Origin of the sequence: Larsenimonas rhizosphaerae (genome assembly GCF_026240105.1) — a bacterium.
GTDB classification, from domain to species: Bacteria; Pseudomonadota; Gammaproteobacteria; order Pseudomonadales; family Halomonadaceae; genus Larsenimonas; species Larsenimonas rhizosphaerae.
In genome coordinates this window covers 157,189-183,144 of record NZ_JAPIVE010000003.1, presented here as the reverse complement: position 1 = coordinate 183,144, position 25,956 = coordinate 157,189, and the positions used below count along the sequence as shown (strand labels likewise).

Below are 25,956 nucleotides of genomic sequence, written 5' to 3'. Positions count from 1 at the left end.
GCAGGCTCCCGAGTGGCTCAACCGGGTGAGTGCTGCACCGGAGCGGCAATGACACGCACGATCACATGCCGGGCAGCTCGTTGGGACGCAGGTCAAAGACCAGCACTTCAGCATTATGGCCGTTTTCCAGTGAAAGAACCTGCTCCTCGCGAACGCGTACCCCGTCACCTTCCCCGAGCGCCAGTCCATTCAGGGTGATGCGTCCACGGGCGACATGGACATAGGCATAACGGTGGGGTGCCAGGGTCAACGTGGCCTGTTCACTGCCATCAAACAGCCCGGCATACACCCGCACGTCCTGGCGAATGGCCAGGGCAGGGGCCTCGCCTTCCGGCGAGAGAATCAACTGCAACCGGCCGCGACGCTTCTCAGGGCTGAAGTATTCCTGCTGATAGCGAGGGGGCTGGCCGATGCGGTTCGGCGTGATCCAGACCTGCAGGAAATGCACGCCGTTTCGAGAGGACGGATTGTACTCACTGTGGGCCACGCCGGTGCCCGCACTCATCAGCTGCAGGTCTCCCGGTCGAATGACCGCACCATTGCCCAGGGTATCCTGGTGCTCCAGTTCGCCGTTCAGCACCCATGAAAAGATTTCCATGTCCCGGTGAGGGTGGGTGCCAAACCCCTTGCCGGCCTCTACACGATCATCATTGATGACCAGCAGGTCGGAGAAGCCACGCTCGTTCGGGTCAACGTAACCGGCAAAGGAGAAGGTGTGATACGAGTTCAGCCAGCCATGGTCGGCGTGACCGCGCTCATCGGCCTTGCGATGGGTCAGCATGAGGTACTCCCTGAATGACAGGTAAGGAAGACACCATTCTGCGCGCTGGCCTCGACGGGATAAACAGGGTGTAAGCGGTCATACTGTCTCGATCAGGTTGACAATAGGCCCACCAGCGACAGCACCAGCGGCAGACTGGCGGCGCTCAGCAGGGTCTGCAGGGTGATCAGGCCAGCCATCAGCTGACTGTCCCCGTTCATGGTGCGGGTCAGGGCGTAGGCCGTGGCGGCGGTGGGCAGGGCGAAAAAGAGCACGACAATAGTGCATTCCATCAGCGGAAGATGGACAAGCCAGGCAGCCAGAAACGCTAATGTGGGAAACAGCAGAAGGCGCAGTGCACTGTTGGCGCACAGGGGGGCCAGTTCATGGGTCAGTTCCCGGGGTCTGAGCGCCGCGCCGACGCATAATAGCCCCAGTGGCAGGCTGGCTGCGGCTGTCAGCGATACCAGCCTGTCCGCCCCGAAGCGCAGTTCGATCCCTGAAAAGTTGACCAGTGCGCCAGCCAGGCAGGCCAGAATCAACGGGTTGGTCAGCAGCGGGCGCATCAGGCGGCGAAGGCTCAGCGAGTTGTCCATGGACAGGGCCACGACCGACAGAATATTGACCAACGGCACCAGTACGCCGAGGACCACGGCCGCCAGCCGGAGCCCTTCCTGACCGTACAGGCTGCCTACGGTAGCCAGGCCCAGATAGGTATTGAACCGCAGACAGCCCTGCACCCAGACACCAAAGCGCGCTGCCTTCCAGCCCTGCTGGCGGCGTGCGATCCAAAGCCCGGCCGTGCCGACCCCCAGCGTCAGCACTACAGCCGCGAGCAGGCGAGGCAGGGCGGGATCGCCAAACGGGGCGGTCGATAGATTGGCAAACAACAGGGCGGGAAACAGAACGCGATAGTTCAGGCTGTCTGCACCGGCCCAGAAGCCATCATCGGGAAACCGGCAAGCCTTCATGACGGCCCCGGCCACAATCAGCGCAAACAGCGGCCATAATGCCGTTAAAAAATCAAACATGAGGTGCTCCACCAGCCTGTATAACCGCCGGGATGGCATATCACTGCCTGCCCCGACACTTTATGCTGTTATCACACAAAAGCATCAGGTTTGAAATGCAAGGAACCCTTTCATGATCTCCTCTCTTTTTCCGGGCCTGGTCGGCGGCGTGCTGATCGGCCTTGCGGCGGTCTGGCTGATGTCATCGCTGGGCCGCATTGCCGGAATCAGTGACATCGTCGCCGGTCTGTTTCTGGACTCGGGCAGTCGGGATGTTTACTGGCGCATGGCCTTTGTTCTGGGCCTGATCGGCGGTCCGGTGATTCTCGCCGTGCTGGGCGTCAACGGTAATCTGGTCAGCGGTGCACGCGGGCTGCTGGGCAGCCCGGTAACCGGGCCTTCCACCATGGCCATTGGCGGTCTGCTGATCGGGCTGGGCACCGGTATTGGCAGTGGCTGTACCAGCGGACACGGTGTCTGCGGGCTGGCACGGCTGTCCTTGCGCTCGCTGGTGGCGATGGCCGTGTTTCTTGCCGCGGCCATGCTGACCGTGCTCGCCATCTATCACTTGTGAGGTATCCATGTTCAACAAACTGATCATGAAACCGCTGGCGGGCCTGATTGCCGGGTTGCTGTTCAGCATGGGGCTGGCCCTCAGCGGCATGACTGACCCGCGCCGCGTGCTGGCCTTTCTGGATGTGGCCGGCCGCTGGGATCCGACGTTGCTGGTGGTGTTCGGCAGTGCAGTACTGACTACCTTCATCGGGTATCGGCTGGTCTGGCGACAGGATGGCCCGCTGCTGACCTCCCGGTTCCAGTTGCCTGCGTTGACGGGGATCGATCGTCGTCTGATCGGCGGCGCTGCCCTGTTCGGCGTGGGCTGCGGAATGGTGGGGTATGTGCCGGGCTCTGCGATGGCTTCCATGGGCGGGGGGTACATGTCTGTCTGGCTGATGCTGGCGTTCATGGTGCTCGGCTGGTGCCTGACCCGGCGCAAGCCCTCCCGGCCCTGAAAGACTGCTGCGGCGTCGCCTCTCTCCCTTTCAGGCACGCCGCGGTGAAGTGGTTGACCCGGCCTCGAACCTTGCAGGCGTTCGTTACACGGCCTGGCGTACTCTCCCTCGTGCATTGCCTGCGGCGGTCACATATCGGTTTGCGACGGGTATGACCAAGGTATATTACTGTCCTGACACGTGAACAAGGTCTGCTCCAGTAGCGTTGACCGACCCTCCGGCCTCAATTCAAGTCACTGTATTTAAAGCATCATTCAATTCGAGAAAAGGACCGGCGGCGTGTTTCATGGCAAGAGAAGGGCGCATACGGCGCAATACCGGGGGTGTCATCAGGCGCTTTGCCTGAGGATGATCTGAAATAACAAGGTGTTACTCTCGAAACTTGACGTTATTATCACGCTGTGGTCCAACGTCGACGAAGCCCGTGACGACAACGCGTGATGCCGGCGCCATCACCGTTCGATGCAATTGCCTGTGTCATGCATCATGGTGTGTTCATGCCGCCGGCAATCGCTGGCCCGGCCATCGTCCCGGTACATCAGTATCAATGTTTTCGAAATGAATACGATAATCAGTGATAGTGACCCCGTGCCGGTGGAGCCATCGAGCAGCGATGCTGTGCCATTTATCACAACAAGGAGGAGTCCTGATCATTTCGACGCGGAGCCGGGGTAACGGACAGGTTCCGGTCTGCACATCAGGTGGGTGTATCAGCCTTCGTATGCCGCCGAATGTGTTTAAAGAAGCGATAGAGTGTCGATGTCATAAAATTTACAACAAAGGCTAAAACTGTATGACAAAACCACAGGAACCGAAAAACCCTTCTGACGGCGATAAGCCGGCAGGCGAGGGAATCCGTCGACCCGACGGCCCCACGGCTCTGATTGACACGGATTACGTGATCGGTCAGGACAATATTTCGACCCGCGCCATGGGCCTTGATCTGGACCTTCACGGCAAGGTGTTTACCATCTCGGCGCTGGTGATACTGGTCTTTGTTTTCCTCACCCTCGCCCTGCAGAACCAGGTTGAACCGATCTTCAATGGCGTGCGTGACTGGCTGACCGGCAATCTCACCTGGGTCTTTCTGAGTGGCGCCAACATTTTCGTGCTGGTCTGTCTGGGGCTTATCTTTTCTCCGCTGGGCCGGGTACGTATCGGCGGGCCGGGTGCCAAGCCGGATTACACGTATTTCGGCTGGTTCGCGATGCTGTTTGCTGCCGGCATGGGGATCGGTCTTGTGTTCTACGGCGTTGCCGAGCCGATGACGCACTTCGGCACCTCGCTGGCAGGCACCACTACCGGGCCGGACGGTGTGCGTACCGACTGGGCGCCCCTGAATGGCGCTGCCGGTAATGAAGCCGGTGCAATGTCACTGGGGATGGCGGCTACCATCTTTCACTGGGGTCTTCACCCGTGGGCTGCCTACAGCCTCGTCGGTCTGGCGCTGGCCATCTTTGCCTACAACAAGGGCCTTCCGCTGACCATCCGTTCCGTGTTCTATCCGATTCTGGGCGAGCGCGTCTGGGGCTGGCCGGGTCACTGCATCGATATTCTGGCGGTCTTTTCGACGCTCTTTGGTCTGGCTACCTCTCTGGGGCTAGGTGCTTCTCAGGCTTCGGCCGGACTGCACTACCTGTTCGGTATTCCCAACACCAACGTCACCATGACGCTGTTGATCGTTGCCATCACCATCGTGGCTCTGGTTTCCGTACTGTCCGGTCTGGACAAGGGTGTTCAACGGCTGTCGATGATCAACATGGTAATGGCGTTCCTGTTGCTGGGCTTCATCATTGTGGTTGGCCCGACGATGATGATCGCCACCGACTTCTTTACCAATATTGGCTCCTATCTGCACTACCTGCCGGCGCTGTCGATGCCGTTCGGCCGTGAAGACGCCAACTTCAGCCAGGGCTGGACTGCGTTCTACTGGGCATGGTGGATTTCCTGGTCTCCGTTCGTGGGCATGTTCATCGCGCGGGTCAGCCGCGGTCGTACGGTTCGCGAGTTCCTGCTGTCCGTCCTGCTGGTGCCGACACTGGTCTCTGTACTGTGGATGACGGCCTTTGGTGAAACCGCCATTCATCAGCAGATCGCGTCAGGCTTCCAGGGCGTCCAGGACGCTGCACTGGAGCTGAAGCTCTTTGCCATGCTGGGACAGATGCCGCTGGCCACCATTACTTCGGTTCTGGGCATCATTCTGGTCATCGTGTTCTTTGTTACTTCCTCGGACTCCGGGTCACTGGTAATCGACTCCATCACTGCCGGTGGCAAGGTCGATGCACCGACCACGCAGCGTGTGTTCTGGTGTCTGATCGAGGGGGCCATTGCCATAGCACTGTTGCTGGGGGGAGGGCTTGGCGCGCTTCAGGCCGCTGCCGTATCGACGGGACTGCCCTTTACCATCGTGCTGCTGGTCGGGTGTTACGCGCTCGTGAAGGGGCTTATGTCAGAGCCTCGACCCAGCAAGAAGGCCAAGGCCTGATATTGGTCAGCAGTAATGAAAGCCGGCGCTTGCGCCGGCTTTTTTCATGTCGGTACAACAATGTCGATACAACAGGGTGGGGCAGGGATCGGCTACTTCGACGGCCTGCAGACGGCTTGCCCGGTAGTGGAAGACATTACAGAGGGCCGCGCGATGACGGCGCACCGTCCACCCCGGAGATCATCAATGCAATGCCCAGCATCAGGATAACAAGGCCGCCGGCGAGTGCTGCCGTGTGACCGGCCAGACCCGGCCAGGGGGAGGACACCGCCTTGAACAGGCGTTGAACATGACCACGGGCCATGACGGCAAGGCTCGCCAGGCTGGCAGTGGTCAGGGCTGTTCCTGCCGACATGGCCAGTACGGCGAGCACGCCGGGCCACCAGTGCCCCAGCATGGCTGAAACCCCCAGCAGCATGATGGCACCACTGCATGGGCGCAGCCCGATGGCGAATACCGCCACAAGCTGACTTCGCCAGCCAGTACCGGCAGCCACCGGGTCAATGTGATGTGTCTTCCCGCACCCGCAATCCGTTGGAGACGCTGCCGGCCCTCTTGATATGAGGGGGCGCGCAGTCGGCTGATACTGCATCAATGGCGCCCGGGATGGTGCGGCGGGCCATGCTGCGCGTATCTTGTGGGCAGCGTTATACACCAGCCAGCCCCCGAGCAGGGCAACCAGCCCGAAACTGGCCTGTTCCAGATAGACCGTGCCGGCCATGCTGTCGCGGGTCAGCCAGCCCAGCACGCCCACGAGCAGGCCGGTGAGCGCAATGGCTACCACGCCCTGTAGCAGGGCAGCGGCACTGGAAAGCCAAAGTCCTCGGCGCAGCGCGGTGGGGTGAGTGAGCAGGTACGTGGTAATGACCGCCTTGCCATGGCCCGGGCCCAGGGCGTGAAATACGCCATATCCGAACCCCAGAAGCATCAGTAGCGCTGCTGTTTGCGGGCCTTCCTGTTGATCGTAATTCACCATGCCCAGTGACAGGTTGCGCTGAAAGTGGTGCTGCCATTCCCGTACCTGTTGTGTCAGATCGGCAAGGGCTGAATCCGTACCGGAATACAGGGAGAGTCCCACTGCCAGTAATACGGCGAGTACGGTAACCGCGATCGGGATCAGGCGCCTGGACATTCAAGTATCCCCGTATCCGCCAGACGCTCGCCGATCCCCGCGGGCGCCTCGCCGTTGATGTCGATCGCGGACAGTTCTTCCACCAGCCCGGGCGCGGCGGTGGCATGGGCAATGGTTGTGCTGCAGCCTTCAGGCGGATTGGTCAGCGTGATGGGCGCCTTGGCTTTTTTGTCATAAAGAAATTCGATGTAGTAGGTATCGTCGTAGACCTTCCATCGAAGGGGCTGATGATCCGCCTTCACTGGTGTTTTCAGCGGCAGTGTGAAGGTGTATTGAACGCGCTTGCCGCGAAGGGTCGTTGCGTAGGCAGTGATGGGCCCCACGGCCAGCTCCCTGCCGCCCTGGTAGACATGAGTAAGATAATGCTGCCGCTCAAGGTTGGCGGTAATGTCGCTCCCCAGCTTGTCCATGGCCTGGCCCATGGTGATGTGCTCCTCGCGGGACAGCTCTTCCAGCAGTGTCAGGCTGTACATCGGGTCCAGTACCCAGACCTGTTTCAGCGCGGTGGCACGCTGGTGGTCGTCAAACTCCACCGTGACCTGATAATCCACCCAGCCATGCGGGTGAGCCTGAGCCGTTGCGGGCATCAGCACCGGCAGTACGGCACTGAGTGTGACTACCAGAAACCAGACAATAGTGTTCAAGGGCACTCCACGGCAGGGCGAACGTGAATTGAAATGTACCGCTCGGCCTTCCGTACTGGCAAGACACGCCGTGACGTATCCCGGCGCGGGTCGGAGCCGAGTCCTGTTGCCGGGCCGGGTGACAGGCGATTGATCTTCATTGTCTCGCCCTGCGAGACGCATTGCGGCAAGTGTCTCCTTATACTGGATTTGAAATCGCTGATTCGATCCGGTGGGAGCCATGACCGTGCCAACCTCTGCCATTCGCGCCGATAGTGCGCTGCCCTCGACCCTGCGCCATGTCATTGCCCTGTTGCGGGTGACCTCCCGTTGCGGCGTCCGTGGTGCCGGTATCGAGGATTACCTCGAAGGCACGGAGCTGAGCCGGCCAACCGTGTACCGGCTGCTCAAGGGGTTGCGCGAAGAGGGCTTTCTGAGGCATTCGCCGGTGCGCCATCGTTACCTGCTGGGCTACGAGCTGCTCGCGCTGGGGGCTGAAGCCGGCAATGGCGGCAACCTTCGTGAGCTGGCCCGGCCACATCTCTTCTCACTGGCACAGCAGTTTGGTGGCAGCTTTTATCTTTTCGCCCTGGATGGGGCCCATGCGGTCTGCCTCGATGTGCAAAACGGCGCCTGCGCCGTGGGCAGTTTTGCAGGCACCATGGGTGGACGGGTACCACTGGGGGCGGGGCAGGCCTCCGTGGCCCTGTTGAGCACCCTGGACCCTGCCGCACGGGCGCTGGTGCTCAAACAGCATCAGGCCCGTCTTTGCGGCGAATATCACATCGACATCTCGCGTATCGAGCAGGCAGTGGCCGACGTTCATCATGCCGGGTTCACCCGGGGCGTTGAAGGCGCCAGTCTGCCGGAGTTTGCAGGCGTTGCCGTCACCATCGCGGACCCTTCCGGGCGCAGTCCGACCGCGCTGAGTTGCTCCATGCTCAAGTCACAGCTGAGTGAGGCTCGCGAAGCAGAGGTCATCCTGGCATTGCAGGACGCTGCAGGCCGAATGGCGCAGCAGATTCACGGCCTGCTGGAGCCAGTGTCATGAGGCCCTTTCCATTGCACCAGCGCCCGAGCGGCTGGCAGAGCCAGTTGCCTGAACGCACGCCGCATCCTCCCCTGAAGGGCAGCCACCGTGCCGAGGTGGTGATCATTGGTGCAGGCTATACCGGTGTGGCGTGTGCCCGTGCCTGGCAGGCACTCCGGCCGGATGCGCGGGTAGTGATGCTGGATGCCGAGGCGGTGGGAGACGGCAGCCCGGGCCGGAATTCCGGATTCATGCTGGAGATCGCGCTGGCCAACGATGTGAACGATTCGGCACTGGCCGGCATGCGCCGCATGAACGATCTGAGCCGTCAGGCGATGGACAGCCTGCGCCAGGCCGTCGCGGATCACGGTATCGAGTGCGGACTGGCCCGTACCGGCACCTATCGCGCCGCCCGGGGGCCGAAAGGACTGGCCTCGATCGAGGCCTATCGCCGGTTTCTGACGGCCTCCGGCCTTGCCTTTGAATCCCTGGAACAGGGGGCGCTGACGGAGCGCCTCGGCACGACGTATTACGCAAAAGGCCTGTATTCCCCGGACTGCTGGCTCGTTCAGCCGGCGGCCCTGATTCGTGGGCTGGTGGATGCCCTGCCGGCGGGCATTACCTGTTTCGAGCATACGCCCGCGCGCACCGTCGAGCGGGATGGGGGGCACTGGCGCGTACAGACGCCCGAGGGCGAGCTCACGTCCCCACATGTGGTGCTGGCCAATAACGCCTTTTCCCGTGCGCTGGGCGCAGATGGCTCCCGGCTGGCCACCATCTATACCTATGCAGCGTTGACGCCACCGCTGGCCGACGCGCTGCGTGACCAAACCGGCGGCCATGAGTGGGGGCTGCTGCCGGCCCACCGGCTGGGCTGCACCCTGCGTACGACGGCAGACCACCGGATGATGATTCGTTCTTTCTACAGTCTGGAGCGCGAGCAGGACAACGCCCGCATCGCCGCGCAACTGCACGCTCGGCTGACCGCCCGCTTTCCAGCACTGGGGGATACCCCGTTTGATACGGTCTGGGGCGGTACCACCGGCCTGACCTACAACGGCGCACCGCTGTGGGGAGCGATTGCCCCCGGGCTTCATGTCTCTGCCGGCTGCAATGGCGGGGGCATCGTGAAGGGCACCCTGCTGGGTGAGGCACTGGCCCACCAGGCGCTGGATGTTCCGTGTGCGGATATTCATGGTCTGTTCGGCACACCGTCATGGATGCCGCCGGCACCGCTTCGCCGGCTTGGCTTTGAAGCCATCAGCCTGAAGGAGCGCTACAAAGGGCGCCACGAGGCCTGATCCGCGATTTACCCCGCGTGGCCTGGCCACGCACACCACTCATCCCGAGGCTTACAACAACCACAAGGACGCTTCATGGACCCTCAAACACACTACGGGCTGCTGTCCCTTCTGCCGGCCACCCTGGCCATCGTGCTTGCCTTTATAACGCGCAATACGATATTTGCCCTCGCCATTGCCTGTTTCGTCGGGGTGCTGTCGATGGGGCAGGGGCTGATGGGCTTTCCCACGCTGCTTAAAACCACGCTGGGCACCACGGAATTTTCCTGGATACTGCTGCTTGAGCTGTTCATCGGTACGGTCATTGCCTTTTTCCAGCGGACCGGGGCGATTGCCAACTTCACCCGCTTCGTCGAGCAGCGCGCCCTCAGCCGGGTCAAGGTGCAACTGGTGGCCTGGGTCATGGGGATGTTCGTGTTCTTCAGTGACTACTTCAGCCCGCTGTTTGTGGGGTCGACCGTGCGTGGACTGACCGACCGCTACAAGGTATCCCGCGAGCGGCTGGCCTATATCGCCGACTCTACCTCGGCACCGGTGAGTGTGCTGGTGCCGATTACCGGCTGGGCCGTCTTCATTTCCGGGTTGCTGATCGGCATGGGGCCGATCGAGACTGCCCCGGAAGCGATCAGCGTGTTCGTGCAGGCCATTCCCTTCAATATCTATGCCTGGCTGTCGGTGCTGACCGTGGGGCTGGTGATCATCGGCTGGGTGCCCAGCATCGGCGCCATGGGGCGGGCCGAGCACCGCGCCAGAACCGAGGGCAAGGTTTCCCGCGATGGGGCGCAGCCCCTGCTGGGCGCGGAGCTGACAGACCTTCAGCCCTTCGAGGGCATCAAAACCAGTCTGTGGCTCAACTTCGTTCTGCCGGTACTGATTGTCATCAGTGTCGCGATCGGTACCTTCATCGTGATGGGGTCGGCCAAAACCATGGAAGCCTTTCTGGCTGCGGCCGTGGTGCTTGGCGTTATCATGCGTCTGCAGGGCATTGCGCTGAATGACATCATTTCGACGGCGCTTTCGGGCATGAAGGGCGTCATGCCGGCCATCGTGATTCTGGCGCTGGCCTATTCCCTGAATCAGCTTTCGAAGGACATGGGCACGGCCGGTTATATCATCGACATCACCCGTGGCTGGCTGACGCCGCAGCTACTGCCCGCCATTACCTTTCTGGTCGCGGCGCTGATCTCCTTTTCCACAGGCTCTTCCTGGGGCACGTTTGCCATCATGATGCCGCTGTCGGTGCCGGTGGCCTTCACCCTGACCGGCGATACCCTGACACCGCTGGTGTATGCCACTGTAGCTGCCGTGGCCGGTGGGGGAGTGTTCGGGGATCATTGCTCGCCGTTATCGGACACCACGGTGCTGGCCTCGACCGGTTCTGCATGCGATCACATCGATCACGTCAAGACGCAGATTCCCTTTGCGCTGGGCGTCGCAAGCGTCACGCTGGTGGTGTATCTGGGGCTGGGTCTGACGCTTTAGAGCCGGGCCGGGAGGCGGTGATGCATGCCGCCTTCCGTTAAAGAAATTCTTCGTCTGTCCGAAAAAAACAGAAGGTATATCGATAAAAACGGCCTGCACTCCTTGTGGTCAGAAGCGTGGTGAACGACAGACAGCCCGTTCGGACGGCTTGAGATAGCGCACGCAAAGACACGGCATGGGACGTGACGCAATGCATAAATTCCTTTCAGGCGATGGCGATACAACCGCCTCCAGCCCACCTGCTGCGGAAAAGAACCTGGATCACGTCGCGGACAAGCTGGACCTTCTGGCAAGGAAGGGGCGCGAGGTATCCGTGGTGCTCGATGCCCTCAAGACACCTCTGGTCGGGCGGATTACTCGGGTGGATCGGCAGCAGCATGCCTTTCTGATCGAGCTGGCCGAAGAGCTGGTCATGAGTAAAAGCCGGTTGCTCAAGGGCTGCCTCTCGCTTGAGGTCAAGCAGACCGTCTCCGGCCTGCCGGCTGCAGAATACCTGGACTTTGACGAAATCCAGCCGCTTGAGCTGCGCCACGTCAATGGCCGGACCGGCATCCTGTGTACGATGCCGCACTCCTTTTTCAGCGCCACCCGGCGTGGCGAGATCCGTATTCCCTTTATCCAGGGGCTGTATGCCCATGCCTGGATGACGATTTATAAAAATTCCGAACCGTTCAGGGCCAGCCTGTGCAATCTCTCCCGCGGGGGCTGCATGATCGAGGTACCCCTGCAGCATTCGGGCCTTTTCGAGACCGACCGGCTGATGCATCAGGTGAATATCGTCTTCCCCAACGGGGAGGGCTTTACCGTGGGCGCGCGCGTCAGCCACCTGCGCCCGGCCGGGCGTACGCACTTTGCCACCGTGGGCCTTGAGTTCACGACGCCGGATAACGATACCGTACGCCGGATACGCTACTTCCTGAATGAAATGGAAAGCGAGCTGGCCTGCCGGATTGGCCTGGAAACCCGGGCCGCGCACCATTCGCCGATATTTACACGCCCCTCGGGCGCGGTAGCTCCCCAGGAGGAGGTCACGGTCGATGAGCCGGAATCCGTACCGCTGATTCGGGCCATGCGCGAAATTGCCCGGCGCCTTCATGGCACCCTGATTGCCCTGCGCAACGATGAGGAGCTGCCGCGCGTTATCCTGTACGACTGCGTGGAAACCATCATTCACATGCTGCAGCGCAAGCGTCAGCAGTGCCTGTATGCGTCCGGCTGTTTGACGGATGAACCCCCGCTGCTGCAACTGGCGCTGCGTTCCGCCATTCAGCTGGGTGACATGCTGCTCTCGATACCCTCCTTCCTGCCTTATGTGCGTGATGCCATCTTCTGTGCGCTGTTGCACAACATCGGCAAGCCGATGATGGTCAACGAATCCATGCCTTCCCTGTCGGTACAGCTGACCCCGAGTCAGAAGCGGCATCTGTCACGCCATCGGGAAGTGCTGCTGGCGCGGCTGGCGAGGGAAGAATGGCTGGAAGGGCACATGATTCACCGCTTCATGCGGGAAAGCCGCACGGACCCGTTCATGACGATCGGCGCGCCGCCCTGGGGCATGGATCAGATTGCCCGTATTGCCCAGATGTTTTCGGTGATTCGCCGCCTCAACGGCGCCATGTGGCCCAGCAATCCCGGCAAGACGGGCATGCTGCCTCTTGAAGCCTACCGCGACATGTACAGCCTGCCGGAGGAATACGACCGCGACTGGATCGTACAGTACGTGCAGCGCCACGGAGTGACCCCGATTGGCAGTCTGGTGTATTTCTCGCGGGGGTATCTGGGCTGGGTCATGAGTGTCGATGCCCGGGGGGATCCTGTCCGGGTGCGCGTCGTGCGAAATCTCAATGACTCGGAAGGCAACCTCAGCATGATTCTTTCCCGCGTGGATTTTGATCAGATGGGGGAAATTACCGGCACGGTGCGCCCGAAGGATTACGACCTGATGCCCTGCTGACGGCATGTTTCGCGCAATGCGCCGCGCGGAAACCGGGCGCTTGCCCCCTCTGAAACCGAACAGGGCGGGGGGCGATACCCGACAACAGGCAAGTATCAGGCGGATTGGCTATCCTTGTCAGGCAGGCTCGCAGATGGATCTGCGAGCAGATGATCCCTGACCATGGATGCTTGATATGACATTTGATGATTTTGTACGGCGGGCACGTAATGGCGATATTGACGAGCTGCAGCTGGAATCAATGGAAGGCGATATCTTCCTGTTCAAGGCAGTGCATGGTGGCGAAGAAGTTGTACTCGAGAAGGCCTCCGGCGGCGCACTGAACCCTGCCTCGGTCAGTGAGGCCAAGCAACTGCTGCGTGATGCCGGCGGCCTTGAATCACTGCCGTTTTACCTGGTGCAGCGCACCGCCTATGACGAGATGATCGGTCAGCCCTCCAGCAACGAAGTGCATAAATCCCCCATGACGCTGGACTCCGGGGCCTGATCGCCGTACCGCAATGACAAAAGCCACGTTTTCCGTGGCTTTTTTTATGCCATGGCAGACGAGGCTATCCGGCCTGCCGCCCGTTCGGGAGAAGCATTCAGTGCCCCGCGGTATGGGCGTCATCCTGCCTGGCCTCGAACACCAGCGGATAACGGGATGGATCATCACTGCAACTGCGGGCGCGGTAGGTGATCAGCTTGAACGTGTGTGATTCCCACCGCCAGGTGCGTTCGCCGCCACAGCCCCCGGCACCTCGGTCCTTGTACTGATCCGACAGTATGCCCGTGTCCGGGTCGAAGTTCGGATCGAACAGGGCGTCGCTCCCTGTCCAGCTCCGGTCTTCCCATTTGGCAAAAAGCAGCTTGCGGGACGCACCATCGTCTGACTGATAAACCGCCTGGTACCCGGTTTGATACGCCCCGATATGACAGGGCACCAGCCAGAGTGTCCCGTCCTGGCCGGCCGGAAACTGCTCAGGCGCCTGACCGCGGCTGGCATCGCTTACCACGCACTGCGCGTCCACCTCGGCGCGTACCTGCGCGGGTAGATGATCGCTGGCGGATGCCTGAGCGCAGCACGCCAGGGTCAGCGCCGCCATCAGTACAGTCCTTTCCTTGCACACCTTCATGATGCCTCCGGTATTCACGTTGATTCAGTGGCCTTGTAAAGAGCCCCAGGCGCATTCGCTCATTTCCGCATGAGCCTTTGCGGGTGCAGCACCCACAGGGTGAGCACAGAAGCGGGGCGCTATCGCCTATCCCACCGCCAGCGCCGCCTTCAGCGCATGACAATCCTCAAGGTGATGATCCGTGGCCTCGGGGCAGGGGGTATCCGGTGCATTGACCAGTACCGTTCGGGCACCGGCGGCGCGTCCGCACTGCATATCCAGCGGGCTGTCGCCCACCATGACCACGCTCGAGGGCGTCACGTTCCAGCGTGTGATGAAGTGCTCAAGCCCCCCGGGGTGGGGCTTGGGCGAAGCATCCTCCCGCCCCAGCACCTCTTCACGGGCAAAACAGTCTGCCAGACCAATGACCTCAAGGGTGATATGGGCCAGCTCCCGGGCATTGCGGGTCAGAATGCCCAGCCTGTCCCCTCGGCCATGAAGCTCCCGGATCAGTGCCTCGGCACCGGGGGCCAGCGAGGCACGCCTGGCCAGCTCGCGTTCATGCGCCATCAACCAGGCATGGCTGGCCCGGCGCTGCTCATCGGGCAGTGCCTCCAGGTGATCGAGAATATCGCTGTCCGGGGGAATATCCAGTGCGCGCCGAATGAACTGAAAATCATGCACGCCCACGGTGAGCGTACCGTCCATATCAAATACCCAATGCCGACACTGCGTCAGTGATGCGATGGTCATGAGACACCGATGGTGAAAGTAGAGAGGTTCATGGTGGCACGCTTCGGCCCGGTTGGCAGGTTTTTGCCATGTAAAACGTCGAGGAGCGATGCGGGTACCAGGCCGACGTATGGCCTCCCTGAACCGGTGGGCTGGCAGAGGGCGCGGTGATTCAGGGGGGCTTTGATATCAGGGGACGACGGGGAATGGGTATCGATGGAGGGGGTGAAAAGGTCGGTATCCATCAGGATTCTATATAAGAATTATAGTATTGATTTTTTTGAATAAAAAGTTTTTTTCATTTAAAAATATACCATACGTTATGCCATTCTCATTTGAAATTGAGCATTCTCAGTCATGCGATAGCGGTGAGGGTGATCACTCATTAGCTTACAATTGACTGAACCATATGCCTTCCAAACGCACAATCAGGTTGTATTTATGCAGGCTTTAAATGTTACATTAATAAATTATAAGTAACATTTTTGCTGATTGTCTGTTTTTGGATAGGAGAGTAATAGATGGATGAACGCGAAAATCTACTTGTCTCTGTTGCAAATGAAATCAAAACATACCGAGAAGAAGACCTTGTAGAACCAACGCCAGAGCATGTAGAGTGTTGGCTTAATCAATTCACTCCTGCTAATCAGCTACCATTCTTGCGTGAGTTTAATCACGTCATTAAGCAGACATTTTTCACTAAGGAAAATGTTCAAGAATTCTTGCGGAATCTTGTTGGTAACAAAAACTTAGCTGGAGGAAATCCTAGGGAATATTGGGCGTCAGCGAATTTCTTAAAAATTCAGCAAAAAGGGCAGAGTCAAAAGGAAATGCTCAAGCTCTTTGCGAAATGCCTTGAGGATGAATGCGGTCTCAATATGGATACCTGTGGTACCCAGGGAGGTGACTTCATTTATCTTGATGATGTGATATTCAGTGGTGGTCGTGTAGGTCAAGATCTTAATGCATGGATCATTCATAATGCGCCTCAATCAGCTAAAATCCATGTCATCGTAGCAGCTATACACTCCTCTGGCGGATGGTTCTTATCAAATAAAAGGCTTAAAAAAGCAATTGTTAAGTCAGGAAAAAAATCGATATCTCTTATTGGCGTGCTTTATCGATTGAAAATCGGAAATGGAAAAAAAATACTTCAGAAGTACTTTGGCCGATAATGGTGCCAGATGTGGCCGAAGTCCAAGAGTACATGGATATTCCGTCGAGATTCCCCTTTGAACCTAGAAACCCTATCAAAAATACCGTTTTCCCTTTTTCGTCAGAAGCAGGTCGTCAAGTTTTAGAAAGCGAGTTTTTTATCGCTGGTGCTAAAATTATAGCGAAAATAGAAAATCGAAATTCTTTCATGCGCCCTCTAGGTTTTAGCAACTTTGGTCTAGGGTTCGGTTCGATGATTTTTACATATCGTAATTGTCCAAATAACTGTCCGCTTGCAATGTGGTGGGGGGATCCGGAAGTAACAATGGGCGCTTTGCACTGGTATCCGCTTTTAATGCGAGAAGGATATTCCTCTGCGAGGAACATTTTTAATGACTTTGAACTCTGATCTGAATTTACTTAAAAACGGTCTGATGCGCAAATATGTGCGTAATGAGGTTGTCGTTGTTTACAAGACCAAAGAGGCATTTGGTGGCTTGTCAAATATGGCTTCAGGATACCCTTTAAATATCAATGATATTTGTGTTTTGACTACAGAAGCTCTTTATCAAGCTTGCCGTTTTCCCCATATGCCCAAAATTCAGCAAGAAATTATTGGCCAATATAACCCTATGATTTCTAAAAAAATAAGTAAGCCGTACCAAGCCTTTTCAAGGCCAGACTGGAACTCTGTTCGATTTAAGGTTATGCGTTGGTGTCTTCGCGTAAAACTTGCACAAAATTATGAAGAGTTTGGGGGGCTATTGCTTGCAACTGGTAATCGTCCAATAGTTGAGCAGTCACGTAAGGATGATTACTGGGGCGCCAAGTTAGTTGATGATGTTGGCAACGTACTGGTTGGGCAAAATGTTTTAGGTAGGCTTCTAATGGAATTGCGTGAAAAAATAAAAAAGGATACAGAAAATATGCTTTATACGGTTCGCCCACTTAATATCCCTGATTTTTCATTGTTAGATCAGCCCATCGGAATAATTAAAAGTCACAAGCTTGAAAATAGGCAAAAAAATCTTTTTTAGTTTTGGTGGAGGTAAAGGTTATTTAATCCCCACTACATTTAGTGGGGGTTAAAATCGTAGTGATAGTTTTTTCATATAAAATTATTGTGTTTGTAATTCTGTTTGCTTTACATCCAGAGGAACTAGGAATTTTTGAAAGTCCTCTTGTCCTTCCATAAGGAAAGGTGCTTCTTTTACACGGTTGTGAAGATTTAAAAGACGTTTTTCTGCTCGGTTTAAAATGGTGTTATATAACATAGGGTAGATTTTGACTTCTTCACCATGCCTCGTGACTTCATTCTCCCCATCTTCAATCTTATCACCTAATACAAATCCATCGACTTTAGTATGTTTTTTTATATAACCTTGCCCGCGAAGCTCTTTTATGTATTTCCAAACTTGATCTTTTTCTTTACTACCTAATTGCAAGCCTGTTGTTTTCAAGTCAATTATAACTAGGTGGTCAACACCATCTTCATCATGATTTTCATCATAAGACGGCCTGCCGTAAAAACCTATACTAGCGTCAATAAGCGCAACAAAATCTGGCCTTTTTCTACTACCTACCCCAGAAGCGTCCTTAAATATCTTCTTTATAACTTTGGTCATGCCTACGTTAGAAGTGAAATCGATGGACTCAAATTGTGCTCCGAACATCCATAAGCCACGTTCAAATAGAGGCTGAAGTTCATGGACTTCATCGACCTTAACCAGCTCAAGTTTTTTTCGAAGCTCATCGATTAACTTTAATCTACCCTGAATTTCATCTAAAACAATTTTAGCCGTGCCTACACTCCATTGAGTCAGAATATCATTCAATGCATCATAGTCAGCAGGGTCGCAGTTATGTAGCACTTCCAAAAGACCATATTTTGATTTTGATTTTTCCAGCTTGACTAAAATTGTTGCTAGTTGAACAATCTCGTTTTCGCCGAAGTTCGGGCAAGTTTCAACTATTTCATTTACAAAATCTGAAACACGTTCTTTGCTAAGGTAGGACAAGCTATTTATTCTATTTCCTACTCTTTCAGCAACAGCTTTCCTAGTATTTTCTCTTTTGTTTTCGCCGGCATCGTAAATGATATTACGTATTTTATCTTGAACGACCCTTCTGGTTTTTTCCCAAGCATCGTTTTTTTCCTTGAAACCGCTCCAATCCTCTTGTACGGCATTGTAATCGTTAAGAAAATCAGCTTGAACAATAAAGGTGTATCTCTTTGCTTCTGAAGTCCTGCCGTCTAAAACTCTATCGTAATCGCTAGGACTCCAACTGCATTGCCCTACAGCTCTATCCTGTACCCACCAAGCAATACCATGATGTTTAATCGTTCTATCCGCTTTTTGCAGATCGATGTGCAAGATGCTAGCTTTTCCCAGCTCATCGATCTCAATCTCATGTTTAGATAAATATTCAGGTATATCGTTAAAACTAACCTGTTTATCTCCTAATTTCACCTTGAAATCCGGATTGGCAAGAAAGCGACTGCCAATGATTTCTCTGGCTTTAATTTCTGGAAGATTTGAAGAAAGTATCTCGCCACAACTTTCTATTTCAGTACCATGTCCGGTCACCCCTGAGTCTTTAAAGGATAACTCTGTTAAAACTAAAGGGTTGTCCGAAGTTTGGCTAACCTTGCAAACGAACTCTTGCCCATTTTTTCTTGAGGTGATCAGATATTCGTGAGCAAAGCAAAAAGAGGCGAAACGACCTTTGCCATTTTTTCCAAAAACTTTCCTAGGCGAGCCTTCAAAGCTCTCCGGAGGTGATGTTGTTTTACCCTGAGCTATAATGCGGTTATATGACCAAGTCCTCCAGATTTTCTCAAATTCCTCTTTAGTCATTCCTTTGCCATTATCGGCTATTTTAAAATGTTGATTATTCTTTTTGTCGGGAAGGGTTATATCTACATCAGTAGCGTATGCATCCCAGCAGTTTGCTACTAATTCAACGATAGCTGTCATAGGGTCAGAAACTATAGTCCCTGCATAGCTGCTAAGAAATCTTTGATCGAACAAAGGGGCCTGTTTCATGTTTGCTCCATTTTTAATTTATCGACCCTATCTATGAGCAGTATGCTTAACTACTAGATGCGCTGTCGACTCCCCGCCCTGCCTGCGCGCTAAATGGGTCGGTTTCCTTGCGCCTATGCACCCGGCCCCGAGCCTCGCCACTGCTGGGGCGCGGGGCAGTTTTGGGGTGCCGATTCGCTTGCGATTCCTTGCAAACTTGCGCCCGTATCACACGCGCTTCTGCCCTCCATCGGCCATTCGGTGCTCATCTTTAAGTTATATCTAAAATAAGGTTGTCCTCAATCATTCATAAGACGCCAGGGTGGTCTGTCGGCTGTGATGAGGTATCGCCGGTGGGGCGCGTGGGTGGCTGAATATGAGGTGGGTAGGGGGGCGATCATGAAAAAATCGCGTTCAAGGCGCGGCATGTGGTCGTTTTCTTTTACGAAGTTGGGGTGTGTTTATGCTTTATTGATGCCGAAGCCAGCCTGGCCATCACATGGGGAGGTTAATCCTGTGAAACACGATGTTTGCAGGGTGCGAGATCTTCTTGAAGATCGCCGGTTTGTGGCCATGACTAACGCGCACGGGCGATCAAGCCGGGATACCGTTTTTGATTATCACGTCGTAGAGGGGCGCATTACGGGCACGTATCAGGGTGGGCCAATTCAAACAGGCCATCTTGTCGGTCGGGTAACCGGTGTTGATACATTTGAGCTTCTTTATCACTGCGTCACCACCGAGGGTGAGCTTCTTTCGGGCTGGTCTCGGGGAGTTGCGGGCGTTGATCTGGCCTGGCGAACGACGTTGACGTTTGACTGGGGCTGGTTACCCGGCGCAAGCGGTGGGGGGATTTCGCGTTATGTCGAGCTGACCGATGAGGAGGCGCCGAACCCGCAGGAGAAACGAGGGCTTCAAGGATGTGCTGGCGCCCCCATCAGGATTCGAACCTGAGACCTTCCCCTTAGGAGGGGGACGCTCTATCCAGCTGAGCTATGGGGGCGAAGCGGGCGTCATTATAAGCACTTGAGCGGGGATGTAAAACCCGCAGGGTGGAGTTCGTTGTTCGCCGGGCCTACAATGCGGCCTCTTTTTCCAATCGCGGTGAGTAACCATGGGTGCTGAGGCGTACACACCGGGCAATGATCGTCATTTCGATGGTCTGGCCGAGAAATTTGCCAACAGCATGTATGGCGCGTCTCGCGGGCAGCTTCGGCTCTCGCTGGTGCAGCGCCATATCCGGGCGCACATTCCGCTGCCGGTGGGCACGGCGCTGCTGGATATCGGGGGCGGGCTGGGGCAGATGAGCGAGTGGGCGCGCCATGAGGGGCTGTGCCCGACGCTGGTGGAACCGTCTGCCGAGATGCTGGTCCGCGCCCGCGAGGTGCTGGGGGCGTCGGTGCCGTGTGTGCAGGCGGATCTGCAAACCTTCGCCCGGGAAAGCGCCGCGCCCTGGCCGCGGGTGGTGTGTCATGCCATGCTCGAGTGGATGGCCCACCCGGAGGAGGCGCTGCCGTTGTTGTATGGGCTTACCGCGCCCGGTGGCTGGCTGTCGCTGATGGTGTTCAATCACGATGCGCTGCGGTTTTCCAATATCGTCAAGGGCAACCTTGAACGCGTGGTGGATGGGCGCAGCCTGGCAGGCCGAGGGGATAGAAAGCGGCTGACGCCGATCTCCCCGATGACCCATGCCCAGGTGCTGGGCTGGGCCGAGGCGGCCGGGTTTGAGTGCCGGGCGGTGTCGGGCATTCGCGTCTTCCATGATTACCTGCGCGAACGTACGCCCAGCGAGGTGCAGCTTTCGCAGCTGGCCGAGCTGGAGGCCCGGTTCGGCGATCAGGAACCCTACTGGCGGCTGGGCCGCTACCTTCATTATTGTTTATACCGTCCGGAGTCTTCATGAGCGCAGAACGTCCTGTTTTTCAGATCCTCGACCGCCAGGATAGCGCCGTCTATGCCGCTGCCCTGTGGGTGGCGCCGCCGGAAGGCGGTGATGTGGCCCCCGGGGCGGCCGTCTGGACGGCAGATCATGCCATTGCCACTCATTACCGGGAGCGCGGGGTGATGGTGTTTGAAGGGCTTGAGGCGCCGGAGTACGGTTTTGACCGGGCATTGCTGTTCTGGCCCAAGGCGCAGGCGCTGGGGCGCTGGTGGCTGCAGACGCTGTGCACGGTGCTGAAGGACGGTGCCACCCTTGATGTGGTGGGGGAGCATCAGGTCGGCATCAAGCGGATGCCGAAACTGATGGAGGAGCTGGGACTGGTCGGTGAGCGAGTGGATAACGCCCGGCGCTGTTCCATCTTCAGCATGGCGGTAGCGCCGGTGCCGGCACCGGATTCCTTTTCGCGCTTCGAGGCGCTGGGGCTGACGCTGGTGAGCCATCCGGGCGTGTTCGGCCATGGCAAGCTCGACGATGGCACGGCGCTGCTGCTGGAGAACCTGCCGGAGCTGAAGGGGGAGGTGCTGGATGTGGGCTGTGGCGATGGCATTATTGCTGCCTTTGCCGCGAAGCAGGGCGTGAACGTGACCGCCTGTGATGTCAGCCACTTTGCCGTGGAGGCCACGAAACAGACGCTGGCAGCCAATGAGGTGGAAGGCCGGGTGGTGGCCAGTGACATGCTGGAAAGTGTGGAAGGGCGCTTTCACGCCATTATCACCAACCCGCCGTTTCATGAAGAGCGCGATGTGACGCTGATGCCGACCCGGCGGCTGATCGAGCAGGCCGCGGGCATGCTGAAGATGAAAAGTGCGTTTTATCTGGTGGCCAACAGTTTTCTGCCGTATCAGGAGGCCCTGTCGCGCACGTTCAACTCGGTTGAGGTGATCGCGGATAATCGCCGCTTCAAGGTATATGAGTGCCGCTACCCGAAGCGGCGCTGAGGCCGTCAGGCGCCGATGTCAGGCATCGGGGCCGTCGTAGTCGATATCGGTAATGATGTAGTGGGTCGACCCGCCCGGGGCGTCCACGTTGATGTCGGCATCGAGTTCCTTTCCCAGCAGGGCACGCGCCAGCGGTGCATCGATGCTGATCCAGTGCTTGCGTGTGTCGGTCTCGTCGGGGCCGACAATTCGCACGGTCATTTCCTCTCCTTCATCATCTTCCAGCGTCACCCAGGCACTGAAGAAGACCCGTGAGGTGTCATCCGGGCGCCGGCTGACTACCGTCAGGGCGTCGAGGCGCTTTTGCAGGTAGGCAATGCGGGAGATGGTCTTGTTGAGTTCCCGCTTGTTGTAGGTGTAATCGGCGTTTTCACTGCGGTCGCCCTGGGCGGCGGCTTCACCGGTCTTGCGGGACAGTTCCGGTCGGCGCTCCCGTGCCAGATGGTTCAGCAGCCCTTCCATGCGGGCATAGCCCTGGGGGGTGATCAGGTTGGTCTTTTTTTCCTGGCGCGGGTCGGTGGCCGGGTCGCGCCAGCGGCTCATGTTGCGTCCTTTCATTCGTATGTCTCCGCGTCGTTGCACGCACCCTGAAATGTAATCAAACGGTTAATAATGCCTTAAGACCGCGAGCGCACTGTGCGGGCATATCCTTTCAGGAGGAGTCTTCATGCCTCGTCCCATGTTGTCGCCCGATAGCACTGCCTTGCCACTGGGAAGTTATCTGAGTGGTCCCGGCGATGCCGATTATCCAGCGCTGTGTACACGAATCAAGACGCGGTATCAGCAGGTGCATGATGCCCGGCTGACGTACTTTCATCCACACCAGTTTGTACTGGACCAGGGCGGGCAATGGCGGGGCAGCGCCGGGTTCAGCAGCGCACGTACTGCCCCCCTGTATCTGGAGCAGTACCTTGATGATCCCATCGAGGCGCTGGTCAGTGATCATCTGGGGCGGCCCGTTGCCCGCGACGGCATTATCGAAGTCGGTAATCTGGTGGCTGCTTCCGGCTATTCCCGCCCGCTGATTGCCGTACTGACCCGCTTTTTCTCGTCCGTGAATGCCGATGTGGTGGTATTTACCGGCACGCCGCTGCTGCTGGCCGCCTTCTATCGGTTACGCATTGCGCTGATTTCACTGGGGGCGGCACTGCCTGAACGCCTGAGCGACATGACCACTCAGTGGGGGCGGTATTACGCCCACCGTCCGGTTGTCGTGGCGGCGCCGGTGGCTGCCAGCCTCGCTTCACTTGATCGAGGGGGCAGTCAGGCCCTGTGGCGCTCATGCCCGCTTCCTCGCACCACCCTGCAGGAGATCATTAATGGCCGTTGATGCATGCCCGGTGTCTTCGCTGGTATCGGTACTGAGGGAGAGAGGTGCGACCTCGGTCCTGTTTGATCTGGATGGCCGCCCGGTCACGGTGAAGGATGTTTTTCACCAGGCCGAGGGGCTGGCTCGGCGGCTGGCCGAAGAAAGCGTTCAGACGCTGGGGCTTCAGGCGGATAACGGCCTGTTGTGGTGGGTCGCTGCCATCGCTGCGCGAGCGGGTGGGCTGACGCTGGTACCGGTGCCGTCGTTCTTTACTCCGGCGCAGCAGCAGCACGTCCTGCGTGATGCCGGGGTGGATGCCCTGCTGACACCGGCCCATGCCGATCAGCAGGGGGAGCTGATGCCCGGGTATCGGCTGGAGCGTTATCGGTGTCGGCAGCAGCCCCCCGAGGGGTGCGCGCTGGTGACTTATACCTCCGGCACGACAGGCTCACCTCGCGGTGTATGCCTGGAAGCTCGCCAGTTGGACCAGGTAGCTGCGGCGCTGGCAGAGGTGGTGATCGAGTGCGGTGTTCAGCGTCATTTGCAGGTGTTGCCGCTGTCGGTACTGCTTGAGCAGGTTGCCGGTGAGGCCGTACTGCGCGGTGGCGGAACGCTGGTGCTGTCACCGCTGGCCCGGTTGGGCTGGGTGGGCATGGCGGGCATCGATACCGAACGGCTGGCAGATCGGTTGCGAGCGCTGGCCATCCACAGTGCGGTCATCGTGCCGGATATGCTGGCCGGGCTGATGGCGCAGCAGCAGCTTGCTCCCTTGACGGACATGCGCCTGCTGGCGCTGGGAGGCGGGCATACACCGCCGGCGCGGGTTGCCGACGCGATGGCGCTGGGGCTGCCGGTACTGGAAGGCTACGGCCTGTCCGAATGTGCCTCCGTGGTGGCGCTTAATCGCCCGGGCCAGGCGGTGGCCGGCTCGGTGGGGCATCCGCTGAGCCATGTGGAGGTACGTATCCGGCATGGGGAGGTGCAGGTCCGGGGCAATAGCCTGCTGGGGTATCTGCATGATGATACGCCGCGCGCCGAATGGCTGGCGACCGGGGATCTGGGACGGCTGGATGACGAGGGGCGGCTGTGGATCGAGGGGCGGCGCAAGCATGTGATCGTGACCGGGCTGGGCCGCAATGTGTCGCCGGAGTGGATTGAAGCCGAGCTGACCGCCGAGCCGCTCATTGATCAGGCGATGGTCTACGGCGATGAGCAGGTGGGGCTGCGAGCCCTGCTGGTGAGCTCGGCCACGGATGATGAGATTGACGGGGCGCTGGCCCGGGTACACGCCCGACTGCCTGCCTACGCCCGCCTGAATGGCTGGGTGCGCCATGCGCCCTTTACGCGGGAAGGCGGTGAACTGACCGCCAATGGACGGCTTCGGCGTGCGCTGGTGCTGTCTCGTCCTGCTGCATTGACAACCGCCGTGCCTGATGCACTGGCTCCTGATATGACCTCGTATGGAGAATGACCATGACCGCACTGCTTTTTGAACGCCTGAAGGAAGAAACCGCAGAAGATCTGAACTGGCTGCTGGCCGCGCCGCTGATCGCCGATTGCCGCGAAGGCTATATCACGCTGGAGCGCTATACCCGCTATCTGAGCCAGGCCTATCAGCACGTCAAGCACACGGTACCGCTGATGATGGCGACCGGTGCCCGCCTGACCGATGAGCAGGAATGGCTGCGCGAGGCGCTGTGTGAATACATTGAGGAAGAAGTCGGGCATCAGGAGTGGATCCTGAATGATCTGGCCGTATGCGGTATCGACAAGGATACGGTTCGCCACGCCAGGCCCTGGCCCGAAACCGAGATGATGGTCAGCTATGCCTACGACAGCGTCATGCGGAAAAACCCGGTCAGCTTCTTTGGCATGGTGTATGTGCTGGAAAGCACCAGCGTGTCGCTGGCAACCCCGCTGGGTGAGATCATTCAAAGCGAGCTGGCCCTGCCAAAATCTGCCTTCAGTTACCTTTACTCGCATGGCAGCCTGGATCTCGAGCACCTCGATTTCTTTGAAAAACTGGTCAACCGTATTACGGACAGGAAGCAGCAGGACGACATCATTCACATGGCCCGGATGATGTATCGCCTGTGGGGCGGCATGTTCTACGCCGTGACCGCCAACGAACCGGAGGCGCGCGCATGAAGATCGCCATCCTGACCGGTGCCAGTGGTGGCATCGGCCGTGCCTGCGCCACCCGGCTGGCGGACGACGGCTGGCAGCTGATGCTGGTTGGTCGGCGTACCACGCCGCTGGCGGAGCTGGCGTCTCGACTGCCTGGTCATCATGAGGTGGTCGCCGGCAACCTGAATGAAGCCTCTACCCGCACCGCCATCGTTGAGCGCCTCACGGCGCTTGACTGGGCGCCGTCCCTGCTGATCAACAATGCCGGCGTCAATCAGTTGAGCTTTCTTGGTGATTGCGACGAGGCGGAGATCGAGGCGCAGCTGACCACCAACCTGATTGCGCCGATCCTGCTGACGCGGGCCCTTTTGCCGCTGATGGCCCGACCGGGGCAGATCGTCAACATCGGCTCGGCGCTGGGAGCCATCGGCCATCCCGGTTACAGCATTTATGGCGCCAGCAAGGCCGGTATGCGGCTGTTCTCCCAGGCACTTGATCGCGAGCTGGGCGATGACAATATTCGCGTTGGCTGGCTGGCCCCACGTGCCACGCATACCACCATGAACAACGAGGCCGCCCAGGCAATGCAGAAGGCGCTGGGCACGCGGGTCGATGCCCCGGATGTGGTGGCCCAGGCGCTGATGACACATCTGAAACGGCCTTGTACCGAGCGTTTCATCGGGCAGCCGGAAGGCTTCTTCGCCCGGCTCAACAGCTTTCTGCCGGATCTGGTGCGGGGCAGTCTCATCAAGCAACTGCCGATCATTCGCCGCTTTACCCATCCCGCCTGAAAACAGGCTCAGACTCGGCTGATTGGCATCATGGCGCGGTTACAGCGATACT

General features: G+C 58.0%; 26 protein-coding genes and 1 tRNA gene. 18 read left to right on the top strand and 9 right to left on the bottom strand.

Going from position 1 to position 25,956, the window contains the following annotated elements:
• Nucleotides 1-61 precede the first annotated feature (61 nt).
• Nucleotides 62-781 (bottom strand): pirin family protein, encoded by a 720-nt coding sequence (locus tag OQ287_RS10915; RefSeq protein ID WP_265896430.1) that lies wholly within the window; start codon nucleotides 779-781, stop codon nucleotides 62-64.
• 92 nt (nucleotides 782-873) lie between these two features.
• Complete coding sequence (locus OQ287_RS10910) at nucleotides 874-1,791, bottom strand: AEC family transporter (RefSeq protein WP_265896429.1); 918 nt, start codon at nucleotides 1,789-1,791, stop codon at nucleotides 874-876.
• A 112-nt stretch (nucleotides 1,792-1,903) separates the two neighbouring features.
• Between OQ287_RS10910 and OQ287_RS10905 the strand changes: the two genes are divergently transcribed.
• From OQ287_RS10905 to OQ287_RS10895, 3 genes are all read left to right on the top strand, one after another.
• A complete protein-coding gene (locus OQ287_RS10905) occupies nucleotides 1,904-2,344 on the top strand; it encodes a YeeE/YedE family protein (protein ID WP_265896428.1) in 441 nt (146 codons plus the stop codon).
• Nucleotides 2,345-2,351: 7 nt separating this feature from the next.
• Nucleotides 2,352-2,783, top strand: a complete 432-nt coding sequence (locus OQ287_RS10900; RefSeq protein ID WP_250939330.1) for a DUF6691 family protein — start codon at nucleotides 2,352-2,354, stop codon at nucleotides 2,781-2,783.
• Between the two features lie 793 nt (nucleotides 2,784-3,576).
• The gene (locus OQ287_RS10895; RefSeq protein WP_265896427.1) at nucleotides 3,577-5,268 is read left to right on the top strand and encodes a BCCT family transporter; all 1,692 of its coding nucleotides are present in this window, start codon (nucleotides 3,577-3,579) and stop codon (nucleotides 5,266-5,268) included.
• Nucleotides 5,269-5,404: 136 nt separating this feature from the next.
• On the opposite strand, the gene OQ287_RS10890 is transcribed toward OQ287_RS10895, so the two are convergent.
• Together OQ287_RS10890 and OQ287_RS10885 are read right to left on the bottom strand one after the other, a co-directional pair.
• Nucleotides 5,405-6,400, bottom strand: coding sequence for a nickel/cobalt transporter (locus OQ287_RS10890; protein ID WP_250939332.1), 996 nt, complete (start codon nucleotides 6,398-6,400; stop codon nucleotides 5,405-5,407).
• Complete coding sequence (locus tag OQ287_RS10885) at nucleotides 6,385-7,044, bottom strand: DUF1007 family protein (RefSeq protein ID WP_265896426.1); 660 nt, start codon at nucleotides 7,042-7,044, stop codon at nucleotides 6,385-6,387. Before OQ287_RS10885 ends, OQ287_RS10890 begins: the two co-directional genes overlap by 16 nt.
• 220 nt (nucleotides 7,045-7,264) lie before the next feature.
• Between OQ287_RS10885 and OQ287_RS10880 the strand changes: the two genes are divergently transcribed.
• From OQ287_RS10880 to OQ287_RS10860, 5 genes are all read left to right on the top strand, one after another.
• Nucleotides 7,265-8,074, top strand: a complete 810-nt coding sequence (locus tag OQ287_RS10880; protein WP_250939334.1) for an IclR family transcriptional regulator — start codon at nucleotides 7,265-7,267, stop codon at nucleotides 8,072-8,074.
• Nucleotides 8,071-9,354, top strand: a complete 1,284-nt coding sequence (locus OQ287_RS10875) for an NAD(P)/FAD-dependent oxidoreductase (protein ID WP_265896425.1) — start codon at nucleotides 8,071-8,073, stop codon at nucleotides 9,352-9,354. Before OQ287_RS10880 ends, OQ287_RS10875 begins: the two co-directional genes overlap by 4 nt.
• A gap of 75 nt (nucleotides 9,355-9,429) precedes the next feature.
• On the top strand, nucleotides 9,430-10,836 hold the full coding sequence (locus tag OQ287_RS10870; RefSeq protein WP_250939336.1) for a Na+/H+ antiporter NhaC family protein: 1,407 nt from the start codon (nucleotides 9,430-9,432) through the stop codon (nucleotides 10,834-10,836).
• 190 nt (nucleotides 10,837-11,026) lie between these two features.
• The gene (locus OQ287_RS10865) at nucleotides 11,027-12,790 is read left to right on the top strand and encodes a PilZ domain-containing protein (RefSeq protein ID WP_250939337.1); all 1,764 of its coding nucleotides are present in this window, start codon (nucleotides 11,027-11,029) and stop codon (nucleotides 12,788-12,790) included.
• 175 nt (nucleotides 12,791-12,965) lie between these two features.
• The gene (locus tag OQ287_RS10860; RefSeq protein ID WP_250939338.1) at nucleotides 12,966-13,277 is read left to right on the top strand and encodes a DUF6482 family protein; all 312 of its coding nucleotides are present in this window, start codon (nucleotides 12,966-12,968) and stop codon (nucleotides 13,275-13,277) included.
• Nucleotides 13,278-13,374: 97 nt separating this feature from the next.
• Here OQ287_RS10860 and OQ287_RS10855 read toward each other — a convergent pair whose 3' ends face one another.
• Together OQ287_RS10855 and OQ287_RS10850 are read right to left on the bottom strand one after the other, a co-directional pair.
• Entirely contained in the window at nucleotides 13,375-13,905 is a 531-nt protein-coding gene (locus OQ287_RS10855; RefSeq protein ID WP_250939339.1) for a DUF1176 domain-containing protein, read from the bottom strand.
• A gap of 126 nt (nucleotides 13,906-14,031) precedes the next feature.
• Nucleotides 14,032-14,637 carry an HAD family hydrolase gene (locus OQ287_RS10850; RefSeq protein WP_265896424.1) on the bottom strand — a complete coding sequence of 202 codons (606 nt, stop codon included), beginning with the start codon at nucleotides 14,635-14,637 and terminating at the stop codon, nucleotides 14,032-14,034.
• A gap of 500 nt (nucleotides 14,638-15,137) precedes the next feature.
• Between OQ287_RS10850 and OQ287_RS10845 the strand changes: the two genes are divergently transcribed.
• The 3 genes from OQ287_RS10845 to OQ287_RS10835 are packed head-to-tail and all read left to right on the top strand — an operon-like array spanning nucleotide 15,138 to nucleotide 16,808.
• A complete protein-coding gene (locus OQ287_RS10845) occupies nucleotides 15,138-15,791 on the top strand; it encodes a phosphoribosyltransferase-like protein (RefSeq protein WP_265896423.1) in 654 nt (217 codons plus the stop codon).
• Complete coding sequence (locus OQ287_RS10840) at nucleotides 15,710-16,180, top strand: phosphoribosyltransferase-like protein (protein ID WP_456152073.1); 471 nt, start codon at nucleotides 15,710-15,712, stop codon at nucleotides 16,178-16,180. The genes OQ287_RS10845 and OQ287_RS10840 overlap by 82 nt, the downstream gene beginning before the upstream one ends.
• Entirely contained in the window at nucleotides 16,164-16,808 is a 645-nt protein-coding gene (locus OQ287_RS10835; RefSeq protein ID WP_265896421.1) for an NADAR family protein, read from the top strand. Before OQ287_RS10840 ends, OQ287_RS10835 begins: the two co-directional genes overlap by 17 nt.
• An 81-nt stretch (nucleotides 16,809-16,889) precedes the next feature.
• Here the strand turns inward: OQ287_RS10835 and OQ287_RS10830 are convergent, their stop codons facing one another.
• Nucleotides 16,890-18,818 carry an ATP-binding protein gene (locus OQ287_RS10830; RefSeq protein WP_265896420.1) on the bottom strand — a complete coding sequence of 643 codons (1,929 nt, stop codon included), beginning with the start codon at nucleotides 18,816-18,818 and terminating at the stop codon, nucleotides 16,890-16,892.
• 552 nt (nucleotides 18,819-19,370) lie between these two features.
• Here OQ287_RS10830 and OQ287_RS10825 point away from each other — a divergent pair.
• Nucleotides 19,371-19,751 carry a hypothetical protein gene (locus tag OQ287_RS10825; protein WP_265896419.1) on the top strand — a complete coding sequence of 127 codons (381 nt, stop codon included), beginning with the start codon at nucleotides 19,371-19,373 and terminating at the stop codon, nucleotides 19,749-19,751.
• Here the strand turns inward: OQ287_RS10825 and OQ287_RS10820 are convergent.
• Nucleotides 19,724-19,800: transfer RNA gene (locus OQ287_RS10820), tRNA-Arg, on the bottom strand. The genes OQ287_RS10825 and OQ287_RS10820 overlap by 28 nt on opposite strands.
• Nucleotides 19,801-19,911: 111 nt before the next feature.
• Here OQ287_RS10820 and OQ287_RS10815 point away from each other — a divergent pair.
• Both OQ287_RS10815 and OQ287_RS10810 read left to right on the top strand, forming a co-directional pair.
• Nucleotides 19,912-20,700 carry a methyltransferase domain-containing protein gene (locus tag OQ287_RS10815; RefSeq protein ID WP_265896417.1) on the top strand — a complete coding sequence of 263 codons (789 nt, stop codon included), beginning with the start codon at nucleotides 19,912-19,914 and terminating at the stop codon, nucleotides 20,698-20,700.
• On the top strand, nucleotides 20,697-21,677 hold the full coding sequence (locus tag OQ287_RS10810; protein WP_265896416.1) for a class I SAM-dependent methyltransferase: 981 nt from the start codon (nucleotides 20,697-20,699) through the stop codon (nucleotides 21,675-21,677). The genes OQ287_RS10815 and OQ287_RS10810 overlap by 4 nt, the downstream gene beginning before the upstream one ends.
• A gap of 18 nt (nucleotides 21,678-21,695) precedes the next feature.
• Here the strand turns inward: OQ287_RS10810 and greB are convergent, their stop codons facing one another.
• Nucleotides 21,696-22,235 (bottom strand): transcription elongation factor GreB, encoded by a 540-nt coding sequence (gene greB, locus OQ287_RS10805; RefSeq protein ID WP_250939363.1) that lies wholly within the window; start codon nucleotides 22,233-22,235, stop codon nucleotides 21,696-21,698.
• Nucleotides 22,236-22,344: 109 nt separating this feature from the next.
• Here greB and OQ287_RS10800 point away from each other — a divergent pair, with 109 nt between their 5' ends.
• From OQ287_RS10800 to OQ287_RS10785, 4 genes are read left to right on the top strand one after another with little or no spacing between them, the layout of a single operon-like run.
• Entirely contained in the window at nucleotides 22,345-23,007 is a 663-nt protein-coding gene (locus OQ287_RS10800; protein ID WP_265896415.1) for a thermostable hemolysin, read from the top strand.
• A complete protein-coding gene (locus OQ287_RS10795) occupies nucleotides 22,997-24,457 on the top strand; it encodes an AMP-binding protein (RefSeq protein WP_265896414.1) in 1,461 nt (486 codons plus the stop codon). The genes OQ287_RS10800 and OQ287_RS10795 overlap by 11 nt, the downstream gene beginning before the upstream one ends.
• A 2-nt stretch (nucleotides 24,458-24,459) precedes the next feature.
• Nucleotides 24,460-25,134: a TenA family transcriptional regulator gene (locus OQ287_RS10790; RefSeq protein ID WP_250939369.1), complete on the top strand. Its 675-nt coding sequence runs from the start codon at nucleotides 24,460-24,462 to the stop codon at nucleotides 25,132-25,134.
• A complete protein-coding gene (locus tag OQ287_RS10785) occupies nucleotides 25,131-25,904 on the top strand; it encodes an SDR family oxidoreductase (protein WP_265896413.1) in 774 nt (257 codons plus the stop codon). Before OQ287_RS10790 ends, OQ287_RS10785 begins: the two co-directional genes overlap by 4 nt.
• Nucleotides 25,905-25,956 lie beyond the last annotated feature (52 nt).

Bases quoted from the DNA above. Each gene is read 5' to 3' on its own strand.
- OQ287_RS10875 (WP_265896425.1), top strand. From the start codon at position 8,071: ATGAGGCCCTTTCCATTGCACCAGCGCCCGAGCGGCTGGCAGAGCCAG.
- OQ287_RS10915 (WP_265896430.1), bottom strand. From the start codon at position 781: ATGCTGACCCATCGCAAGGCCGATGAGCGCGGTCACGCCGACCATGGC.
- OQ287_RS10850 (WP_265896424.1), bottom strand. From the start codon at position 14,637: ATGACCATCGCATCACTGACGCAGTGTCGGCATTGGGTATTTGATATG.
- OQ287_RS10830 (WP_265896420.1), bottom strand. From the start codon at position 18,818: ATGAAACAGGCCCCTTTGTTCGATCAAAGATTTCTTAGCAGCTATGCA.
- OQ287_RS10845 (WP_265896423.1), top strand. From the start codon at position 15,138: ATGGATGAACGCGAAAATCTACTTGTCTCTGTTGCAAATGAAATCAAA.
- OQ287_RS10895 (WP_265896427.1), top strand. From the start codon at position 3,577: ATGACAAAACCACAGGAACCGAAAAACCCTTCTGACGGCGATAAGCCG.
- OQ287_RS10795 (WP_265896414.1), top strand. From the start codon at position 22,997: ATGGCCGTTGATGCATGCCCGGTGTCTTCGCTGGTATCGGTACTGAGG.
- OQ287_RS10855 (WP_250939339.1), bottom strand. From the start codon at position 13,905: ATGAAGGTGTGCAAGGAAAGGACTGTACTGATGGCGGCGCTGACCCTG.
- OQ287_RS10910 (WP_265896429.1), bottom strand. From the start codon at position 1,791: ATGTTTGATTTTTTAACGGCATTATGGCCGCTGTTTGCGCTGATTGTG.
- OQ287_RS10815 (WP_265896417.1), top strand. From the start codon at position 19,912: ATGGGTGCTGAGGCGTACACACCGGGCAATGATCGTCATTTCGATGGT.
- OQ287_RS10835 (WP_265896421.1), top strand. From the start codon at position 16,164: ATGACTTTGAACTCTGATCTGAATTTACTTAAAAACGGTCTGATGCGC.
- OQ287_RS10900 (WP_250939330.1), top strand. From the start codon at position 2,352: ATGTTCAACAAACTGATCATGAAACCGCTGGCGGGCCTGATTGCCGGG.
- OQ287_RS10800 (WP_265896415.1), top strand. From the start codon at position 22,345: ATGCCTCGTCCCATGTTGTCGCCCGATAGCACTGCCTTGCCACTGGGA.
- OQ287_RS10825 (WP_265896419.1), top strand. From the start codon at position 19,371: ATGACTAACGCGCACGGGCGATCAAGCCGGGATACCGTTTTTGATTAT.
- OQ287_RS10810 (WP_265896416.1), top strand. From the start codon at position 20,697: ATGAGCGCAGAACGTCCTGTTTTTCAGATCCTCGACCGCCAGGATAGC.
- OQ287_RS10905 (WP_265896428.1), top strand. From the start codon at position 1,904: ATGATCTCCTCTCTTTTTCCGGGCCTGGTCGGCGGCGTGCTGATCGGC.
- OQ287_RS10785 (WP_265896413.1), top strand. From the start codon at position 25,131: ATGAAGATCGCCATCCTGACCGGTGCCAGTGGTGGCATCGGCCGTGCC.
- OQ287_RS10865 (WP_250939337.1), top strand. From the start codon at position 11,027: ATGCATAAATTCCTTTCAGGCGATGGCGATACAACCGCCTCCAGCCCA.
- OQ287_RS10790 (WP_250939369.1), top strand. From the start codon at position 24,460: ATGACCGCACTGCTTTTTGAACGCCTGAAGGAAGAAACCGCAGAAGAT.
- OQ287_RS10860 (WP_250939338.1), top strand. From the start codon at position 12,966: ATGACATTTGATGATTTTGTACGGCGGGCACGTAATGGCGATATTGAC.
- OQ287_RS10880 (WP_250939334.1), top strand. From the start codon at position 7,265: ATGACCGTGCCAACCTCTGCCATTCGCGCCGATAGTGCGCTGCCCTCG.
- greB (WP_250939363.1), bottom strand. From the start codon at position 22,235: ATGAAAGGACGCAACATGAGCCGCTGGCGCGACCCGGCCACCGACCCG.
- OQ287_RS10870 (WP_250939336.1), top strand. From the start codon at position 9,430: ATGGACCCTCAAACACACTACGGGCTGCTGTCCCTTCTGCCGGCCACC.
- OQ287_RS10890 (WP_250939332.1), bottom strand. From the start codon at position 6,400: ATGTCCAGGCGCCTGATCCCGATCGCGGTTACCGTACTCGCCGTATTA.